The sequence below is a fragment of the Bradyrhizobium centrolobii genome (assembly GCF_001641635.1).
Lineage (GTDB): Bacteria > Pseudomonadota > Alphaproteobacteria > Rhizobiales > Xanthobacteraceae > Bradyrhizobium > Bradyrhizobium centrolobii.
Genome location: NZ_LUUB01000097.1, coordinates 91,655 through 100,435, shown reverse-complemented (window position 1 = coordinate 100,435; position 8,781 = coordinate 91,655). Strand labels below are relative to the sequence as shown.

Sequence of the window (8,781 nt, the reverse complement as noted above, 5' to 3'; positions counted from 1 at the left end):
CCGGAGAGGAAGGGCTTCCTCGTCACCTTCAAGATCGAGGAAGGCCAGCAGTACCGCATCGGCTCGATCGATTTCCGCTCCAGCATTCCCAATTTTGACGCGAGTTCGATGCGCTCTTACTCGCGCGTCAGTATCGGATCGCTCTACAACGTCGAATCGGTCGAGAAGTCGGTCGAGGAGATGCAGATCGAGGCCTCGCGCCGCGGCTATGCCTTCGCCGTGGTCCGCCCGGGCGGCGACCGCAACTTCGAGGCGCACACTGTAGCCATCGTCTTCAACATCGACGAAGGGCCGCGCACCTATATCGAACGTATCAACATCCGTGGCAACACCCGCACGCGCGACTATGTGATCCGGCGCGAGTTCGACATCTCCGAGGGTGACGCCTACAACCGCGCGCTGGTCGATCGCGCCGAGCGCCGCCTGAAGAACCTCGACTTCTTCAAGAGCGTCAAGATCTCCACGGAGCCCGGCTCCTCAAGCGACCGCGTGGTCCTGATCGTCGATCTCGAGGAGAAGTCGACCGGCGACTTCTCGGTGTCGGGTGGTTACTCCACGACCGACGGCGCGCTGGCCGAAGTCTCGATCTCCGAGCGCAACCTGCTTGGCCGCGGCCTGTTCGCCAAAGCGGCGGTGACCTACGGCCAGTATGCCCGCGGCTACTCGCTGTCCTTCGTCGAGCCCTATCTGCTCGACTACCGCGTCGCGCTGGGCCTCGACCTCTATCAGCGCCAGCAGCTCGCCAACAGCTTCATCTCCTACGGCACCAAGACGCTGGGCTTCAGCCCGCGCCTCGGCTTCAGCCTGCGGGAAGATCTGGCGCTCCAGGTGCGTTATTCGATCTACCAGCAGGAAATCACGCTGCCGTCCACCCTGGCGAACTGTAACAACGTCCTGGGATCGTCGGCATTCAACCCGAGCCCGGCCTTCGCAGCGTCCCAGACGCCACCGCTTGATCTGACCTCGAGCAACGGCCTCGGCTGTTACAGCGACGGCGAAGCCTCGCTGCCGGTGCGCAAGGAGCTCGCTGGCGGCAGGACGCTGACCTCGGCGCTCGGCTACACGCTGAACTACAACACGCTGGACAACAACAAGAACCCGTCCGACGGTCTGCTCATCGACTTTCGGCAGGACTTCGCGGGCGTGGGCGGCGACGTCACCTACCTGAAGACCGCCATGGACGCGAAGTACTACCAGTCGCTGGTGTCTGACCTCGTCGGCCTCGTCCATCTCCAGGGCGGCGTGCTGACCAAGATCGGCAACAACGAGATTCGCATGCTCGATCACTTCCAGATGGGCCCGAATCTCGTCCGCGGCTTTGCCCCCAACGGCATCGGTCCGCGGGATCTGAATCCCTTCGGTACGCAGGACGCGCTTGGCGGCACCAAATATTGGGGCGCTTCGCTCGAATTGCAGATGCCGTTCTGGTTCCTGCCCAAGGAAGTGGGCCTGAAGGGTGCGGTCTACGCCGACGCCGGCAGCCTCTTCGACTACCAGGGTCCGACCACGTGGTCGGTCACCAACGAACTGACGACGCCGAAGAACTCGAGCTGTGTTCCGTCGACCGTCAATCCGCCGACGGCGGGAACCTGTACTGGACTGGTGTATGACGACAGCCGGGTGGTGCGCACGTCGGTTGGTGTCGGCCTGATCTGGGCTTCGCCGTTCGGACCGCTGCGCTTCGACTATGCCGTGCCTCTCACCAAGGGCAAGTATGACCGCGTGCAGGAGTTCAGGTTCGGCGGCGGCACCTCGTTCTAATTCGATCAGCACGGCACGATCCGGATCACCGGAGCCGGTTTCCGAAAGGGATCGTGCCAATCCAAGAGATGGGGCATGATGCGGCCTGGCCGCTTCATGCCGAAGCCGGACCGCGACGGGGTGGAATGGCGCAGCCGACCTTTTTCAAGAAACCGCCAGCCTCAGCGCTGGCTGACGTTGCCACGCTGACGAAGGCGCAGCTGGTCGACCCTTCCCGGGGAGGCCATGTCATCACGGGTCTCGCTTCGCTCGACGAAGCCGGCCCGATGCATCTGACGTTCTTCGACAATCTGAAATATGCCGATCAGCTCAAGGCGACCAAGGCGGGCGCCTGCCTGGTGAGTCCGCGCTTCGAGGCCGAGGTCCCGGCGCATGTGGCCGTGCTGCGCGTGGCGCAGCCGTTCCGCGCCTTTGTCAGGATCGCGCGGGAATGGCACGGCGATGCGCTTCGCCCGCAATCGTGGGTCGGCAATGACGGTATCGCATCGTCGGCTATCATCGACCCCTCGGCGCGCCTCGAGGACGGTGTTGTCGTCGATCCGCTGGCCGTCATCGGCCCGGAGGTCGAGATCGGTACCGGTTCGCTGATCGGGGTCGGCGCGGTGATCGGCCCCGGCGTCAAGATCGGCCGGGACTGCGATGTCGGCGCCCGCACGGTCATCCAGTGCGCCCTGATCGGCAACAACGTCCTGATCCATCCTGGCTGCAGCATCGGCCAGGAAGGCTACGGCTTTGTCTTCTTCGGTCCTGAGGGGCACCTGAAGGTGCCTCAGACCGGCCGGGTGCTGATCCAGAACGACGTTGAGGTCGGCGCCGGCACCACCATCGACCGCGGTTCCCTGCGCGACACCGTGATCGGCGAGGGCACCAAAATCGACAATCAGGTCCAGATCGGCCACAATGTGACGATCGGCCGGCACTGTTTGCTGGCGGCCCAGATCGGGCTCGCCGGAAGCCTGACCATTGGCGATAACGTGGCGCTGGGAGCGAAGGTTGGTATCAACAATCACCTCAAGATCGGCGACGGGGCTCAGGTGACCGCCATGAGCGCCGTCAAGGACGACATCCCGCCCAACGGACGCTGGGGCGGCCATTTCGCCAAGCCGACCAAACAGTGGTTCAAGGAGATCATCGCTGTGGAGCGTCTGGTGCGCGACAGCAAGGCGGATCGGAAGGACGAGGGACAAGAGTGATGGAGGAGGCACCGGTCAGGTTCGAGCTCGTAGACATCAACATGATTCTACAGACGCTGCCGCACCGCTTTCCGATGCTGCTGATCGACCGGGTGATCAACATCCGCACCGACTACAGCGGCATCGGCATCAAGAACGTCACCTTCAACGAGCCCGCCTTCCAGGGACATTTCCCGGATCGGCCGGTCTATCCGGGCGTGATGATGATCGAGGCGATGGCGCAGACAGCGGGCGTGATCGGCATCAAGTCGGTCGAGGGCACCGAAAAGCCCCGCGCGGTGTATTTCCTCACCATCGACAAGTGCAAGTTCCGCAAGCCCGTGCTGCCCGGCGACACCATCGAGTATCACATGCGTTCGCTCGGTCGCCGCAAGGCGATGTGGTGGTTTCACGGCGACGCCAAGGTCAACGGCCAGGTCGTTGCGGAAGCCGATGTCGGCGCCATGCTGACGGACTGAGCGCGGGCGCTCTCACGTCGGCTTCATCTCGCTCCGGCAGGCGTCGCGGCTTCGCTGCACGCAGCTTCCTAATGCTCCAGATGAAGTCGTTGATGCGTCGGGGCGGCTACTTGGTCCGGCGTGTGAAATATGCCGAGATGATACGTCACTGGACAGATCGGGCATAGTCGCGCTAACCACCGGAAAACCCAGCGACTTCAACACATAATCAGACCTTCTTGATGAGTAAGATTGATCCCACCGCGCGGGTGGAGGACGGCGCCGTGATCGGCGAGGGCACCGAGATCGGGCCCTATTGCGTCATCGGCCCCCATGCCGTGATCGGAGCGAACTGCAGACTGATCGGACAGGTCACCGTCATCGGCCATACGTCGATCGGGGACGGCTGCGTGATTTCACCGTTCGCGGTGCTGGGCGGGGCGCCTCAGGATCTCAGCTACAAGGGCGAGCCCACGAAACTCGAGATCGGCTCCGGCTGCACCATTCGCGAAGGCGCGACCATGAACGTCGGCACCATCAAGGGTGGCGGCCTGACGCGGGTCGGCAATGGCGGCTATTTCATGAACAACAGCCATGTTGGCCATGACTGCATGGTCGGCAACAACGTCATCTTCGCGACGTCGGCGACGCTCGGCGGCCACTGCGAGATCGGTGATTTCGTCTATATCGGCGGCCTGTCCGCGGTGCATCAGCTCACGCGCATCGGTCCGCAGGTGATGGTCGGCGGCCTCTCGGGCGTACGCGACGACGTCATCCCGTTCGCGCTCATCAACGGCCAGTACGCGGTGCTGGAAGGCCTCAACATCATCGGCATGAAGCGGCGCAAGTTCACCAAGCAGCGCCTTGCGACCGTGCGCGCGTTCTACCAAAGACTGTTCCACGGCCCCGGCATGTTCGCCGAACGGCTCGAAGCTGTGCAGCCGCTCGCCGGCGAGGATCCCGCGATCGCCGAGATCCTCGACTTCATCGGCAAGGGCAAGCACCGCCCGCTCTGCCTTCCCGCTATTGCGAAGTGATCGGGGGATGGCCGCCACCATGACGTCAGCGGCTCCCGAAATCGTCTCTCCCGTCGGCGTGGTCGCTGGCGGCGGCGCCATGCCCTTTGCGGTCGCGGAGTCGCTTGCCGCGCGCGGCATCACGCCGGTGCTGTTTCCGCTGCGCGGTGCCTGCGATCCGGCGCGGGTGGAGAAATTCCGCCATCGCTGGATTTCGGTCGGTCAGCTCGGCCGCGCGATGCGGCTGTTTCGCGAGGAAGGTTGCCGCGACCTGATCTTCATCGGCACCCTGGTGCGGCCCTCGCTCTCCGAGATCCGGTTCGACTTCAAGACGCTGCGGCTGCTCGGCAACGTCATCCGTGCATTTCGTGGCGGCGACGATCATCTGTTGTCCGGCGTCGGGCGCATCCTCGAGCAGGACGGCTTCCGCATGGTCGGCATCAAGGACGTCGCGCCCGACCTCCTGATGCCCGAGGGCTGCATCACCCGTGCCTGGCCGGCCGAAAACGCCAAGACCGACATCGAGCGCGGCCGCGCCGTCCTGGCCGCGCTGGGGCCGTTCGACATCGGCCAGGCTGCGGTGGTGATCGACGGCCATGTGGTCGCGGTCGAAGACATCGAGGGGACCGACGCGCTGCTTGCACGCGTCGCGCGCCTGCGCGAAGAGGGACGCATCCGCGCGGCGACGGGGCGCGGCGTGCTGATGAAGGCGCCGAAGAGCGGGCAGGACCTGCGCTTCGACCTGCCGACGATCGGCCCGCGCACGCTCGAGGGCGTCGCCGCGGCGGGCCTTGCCGGCATCGCCGTCATCGCCGGCAACACCATCGCCGCCGAGCCGCAGGCGATGATCGAGTTCGCCGACGCCAAATATCTCTTCGTCATCGGTCTGCCGGCGTGATGCAGGGGCGCGATCCAAAGCGAAAGATATTCCTGATCGCGACGGAGGAATCCGGCGACCGGCTCGGTTCGGCCCTGATGAAGGTGCTGCGCCAGCGGCTCGGCGATGGCGTGCAGTTCGAGGGTGTCGGCGGCCGCACCATGGCGCGCGAAGGCCTTAAGTCGCTGTTTCCGATCGAGGAGCTGTCGATCGTCGGCTTCGCTGCCGTCGTGCAGCAGTTGCCGAAGATATTGCGGCTGATCCGCAAGACCGCGGATGCCGTGACCGAGGCGGCGCCCGACGCGCTCGTCATCATCGACAGCCCCGATTTCACCCATCGTGTCGCGCGCCGCGTCCGCGCGCGCAATCCCGCGATCCCGATCGTCGACTACGTCTCGCCTTCGGTCTGGGCCTGGCGACCGGGCCGGGCGCGCGCCATGCTCGGCTACGTCGATCATGTCCTGGGCCTGCTGCCGTTCGAGCCGGAGGAGTACCGCAAGCTGCGCGGCCCGCCTTGCAGCTATGTCGGCCATCCCCTGATCGAGCAGTTGTCGTCGCTGCGGCCGAATGCGGAGGAGCAGAAGCGGCGCGACGGCGAGCCGCCGGTGCTCCTGGTGCTGCCCGGCAGCCGCCGCAGCGAGATCAGGCATCATCTCGACGTCTTCGGCAGCGCACTCGGCCGGTTGCAGGCCGAAGGTCGCGCGTTCGAGCTGATGCTGCCGACCATGCCGCATCTGGAATCGACGGTGCGCGAGGGCGTGGCGAGCTGGCCGGTCAAGCCGCGAATCGTGGTGGGTGAAGCCGAGAGGCGGGCCGCCTTCCGCATCGCCCGCGCGGCGCTGGCGAAATCCGGTACCGTAACGCTCGAGCTTGCACTGTCGGGGATTCCGATGGTGACGGCCTATCGCGTCGGCGCGATCGAAGCGTTCATCCTGCGTCGCGCGATCCGTGTCTCCTCGGTGATCCTCGCCAACCTCGTGATCGGCCGCGACGTCATCCCCGAATTCCTGCAGGAGAACTGTACCCCGGAGATGCTCGCGCAGGCGCTCGAAGAGGTGCTGACGGACTCGCCGCTGCGCAGGCAACAGGTCGAGGCGTTCGCCAGGCTCGACGCGATCATGTCGACCGGCAACAAATCGCCCAGCGTGCTCGCCGCCGACATCGTGCTTGCGACGATGCGGAAGGGCAGGCAGGTCGGATAGAATTGTAGAGTGGGCAAAGCTGCGCTCGTCGCGCAACGTGCCCACCATCTTCTCGAACTCGAAATGGTGGGCACGCTTCCACCTTCGCCCGTCGAGCGAAGGCGGAAGCCTTGCCCACCCTACATTCTCCTCAAACGCATGCGGCGCCATCGCGATGATGGCGCCGCTTCGAGCTACACCCTTCAGCTCGCCGATCTCAGGCCGTGTACTCGACCCATGATCCGTCGACGATCACGTAGTCGGCCGGGAACCAATAGTAGTAGTCGGTTGCATCATCGTAGACCCAATAGCCGTAATAGTAGAGGTCGGCTTGCGCAACCTGCATGTTGGCAAGCGTCAGGCCAGGGCTTGTCTCGGCCAGTTTCTGCCGCGACCTTACCTTCTTCACCTGCATTCCGGCGGCGGTCACCGCAGTGACCTTGCCGTTGTTCACTTCCGCAAAGACATCGACCTTCTTTCCCGTCGTGTGGATTTTGTGCTTGCCATTCTTCTTGATCCTCTCGCCGAGGAGGTCCTTTCCGTTGAGGTGATGTTTCTCCTTCGCGAAGGCGATGTGAGACGCGCCGAGCATGGCGGCTGTCGCAATCGTGCCGAGCACGAGGCGCCGATTGATCATGAGTTTCTCCCTTGGAAGTCAGCAGTGATTCTACGCTCGACGTCGGCAGGAATCTCTCGACGTTGCGTACCGGATCAGTTACGTCGTTTGCACTGAACTCGCGATGAATAGGCCGACCACAGATAAGTTCCAAAGATGTCCAATCGCCAACATGGAATCGTGCTCGCTCTCGCGGAGATTGAATGGGGGCGCGGCCGCATCAGGGAGGCCGCAGCGCCCCGGTAGCGCGGGCTGGACGGATACGCTCCCCGCTTCCGAGATTGCTTCGTTTGACACCTGTCGCTTCTGATTGCAGCGGCGGCTCCAGGACGGGTTCACGCCGCTGACACATCTGACAGAAATTAACTCAATCGTCATTCGTCATTCGCGGTTTTTGCCGTTTGGCGGAACATCGCTGACGGCGCCCGATTGTGTTGGCAGCAATGATTGATGTGTGCCCACGACAATTGATCGGAGAGCGTAAATGATGAGAAGAGTCTTGTTACTTTTCGCTATCGCCAGCCTTGCGGCTGCGACTGCTTCAGTCGGCTATGCGCGCGGTGGCGGAGCTTCGGGATTTGCGCCCGGAACGTCCTTCCGCACGAGTGGATCTGTTGCCGGACATCCCGGTGCCTCTGGTCACGCGCCGGGCCATCTCTTCCGAGCCCACGGCAGCGTGCGCGGTCATCCAGGCGCTTCGGGCTATGCTCCCGGACACAGGTTTGCGCATCATGCGAGCCACATGCAGCGCATGAGTTTCGCGCGTCATATGAGATAGTCGACCGCCGTTGATGGTCTGGCTGACGCGTGTCTTTCGTGTCGGAGGGTTGTTGTCGGCATCGTAGCCTTAGTAGGGTGGGCAAAGCGTAGCGTGCCCACCAACCGCCGACAGCCGTGTGGATACATGGTGGGCACGGCGCTTCGCGCCTTTGCCCACTCTACGAGACTGCTGACATGACGGTGTCAGCTGGCGGCGAAGATGATCCCGATCGTGATCGAACGTCTGCGAGATCTGACCGATGGCGCGATATCGACTGCACTGCGTGGGCGCGTCCGGCAATTCGTTCAAGGTCGCCCTGTTTCTCAACTGCGCCGGTATCGACTGGGAGCCGATCGGCGTCGATTTTGCCGGCGGTGAGACCCGCGACGCCGTTTGGCGCGCAGAGGTCAACGAGATGGGCGAGATCCCAGTGCTCGAGGTCGACGGCCGGCGCTTGAGCCAGTCGGGTGCTATCCTGTCCTGGCTGGCCGAGACCCATGGCGTGTTCGGCCCGTCGAATGCGGAGGAGGGGTTCGAGACGGCGCGCTGGCTGCTGTTCGACAACCACAAATTCACCGGCAGTTTTGCCGCTCACCGGGTGCTCCAATCGATGACGCCGGCGCCGACGCATCCGGACGTGCTGGCCTACATGAGATCGAGGGTTCAAAGCGCTTTTTCGATCGTCGACAAGCATCTCGCCGATCGGCGTTTCATGCTGGGCAACCGGCCGACGATCGTCGATTTCTCACTCGTCGGATATCTGTACTATCCGGTCGAGGAGACCGGTTTCGATCTTGCCGCGGCTTTCCCGGCAATCGATGCAAGCCGTGCGCGCATTGCGGCCCTGTCGGGCTGGAAGCCGCCCTATGAGATGATGCCGGTGGGAAACTCGCTACCGGTGGTCCGGTCCGCGACCGAAGGGCTGCGCGCGTAGGCGGGG

8 protein-coding genes are annotated in these 8,781 nt (G+C 63.9%); 7 read left to right on the top strand and 1 reads right to left on the bottom strand.

Annotated features, from left to right (window positions below):
* From bamA to lpxB, 6 genes are all read left to right on the top strand, one after another.
* Positions 1–1,761, top strand: a 1,761-nt coding sequence (gene bamA, locus AYJ54_RS35905) for an outer membrane protein assembly factor BamA (RefSeq protein ID WP_063706677.1), incomplete at its 5' end; no start/stop codon positions are given.
* 125 nt (positions 1,762–1,886) lie between these two features.
* The gene (gene lpxD, locus AYJ54_RS35900; RefSeq protein WP_063706675.1) at positions 1,887–2,954 is read left to right on the top strand and encodes a UDP-3-O-(3-hydroxymyristoyl)glucosamine N-acyltransferase; all 1,068 of its coding nucleotides are present in this window, start codon (positions 1,887–1,889) and stop codon (positions 2,952–2,954) included.
* A complete protein-coding gene (gene fabZ, locus AYJ54_RS35895) occupies positions 2,954–3,412 on the top strand; it encodes a 3-hydroxyacyl-ACP dehydratase FabZ (RefSeq protein WP_063706673.1) in 459 nt (152 codons plus the stop codon). Before lpxD ends, fabZ begins: the two co-directional genes overlap by 1 nt.
* Before the next feature lie 221 nt (positions 3,413–3,633).
* Positions 3,634–4,428 (top strand): acyl-ACP--UDP-N-acetylglucosamine O-acyltransferase, encoded by a 795-nt coding sequence (lpxA, locus tag AYJ54_RS35890; protein ID WP_063706671.1) that lies wholly within the window; start codon positions 3,634–3,636, stop codon positions 4,426–4,428.
* A 19-nt stretch (positions 4,429–4,447) separates the two neighbouring features.
* Complete coding sequence (locus AYJ54_RS35885; RefSeq protein ID WP_063706697.1) at positions 4,448–5,305, top strand: LpxI family protein; 858 nt, start codon at positions 4,448–4,450, stop codon at positions 5,303–5,305.
* Positions 5,302–6,486: a lipid-A-disaccharide synthase gene (gene lpxB / locus AYJ54_RS35880; RefSeq protein WP_136624161.1), complete on the top strand. Its 1,185-nt coding sequence runs from the start codon at positions 5,302–5,304 to the stop codon at positions 6,484–6,486. Before AYJ54_RS35885 ends, lpxB begins: the two co-directional genes overlap by 4 nt.
* Positions 6,487–6,682: 196 nt before the next feature.
* On the opposite strand, the gene AYJ54_RS35875 is transcribed toward lpxB, so the two are convergent.
* Positions 6,683–7,102: a hypothetical protein gene (locus tag AYJ54_RS35875; RefSeq protein WP_063706667.1), complete on the bottom strand. Its 420-nt coding sequence runs from the start codon at positions 7,100–7,102 to the stop codon at positions 6,683–6,685.
* 998 nt (positions 7,103–8,100) lie between these two features.
* Here AYJ54_RS35875 and AYJ54_RS35870 point away from each other — a divergent pair.
* The gene (locus AYJ54_RS35870) at positions 8,101–8,775 is read left to right on the top strand and encodes a glutathione S-transferase family protein (RefSeq protein ID WP_063706664.1); all 675 of its coding nucleotides are present in this window, start codon (positions 8,101–8,103) and stop codon (positions 8,773–8,775) included.
* Positions 8,776–8,781: the final 6 nt, after the last annotated feature.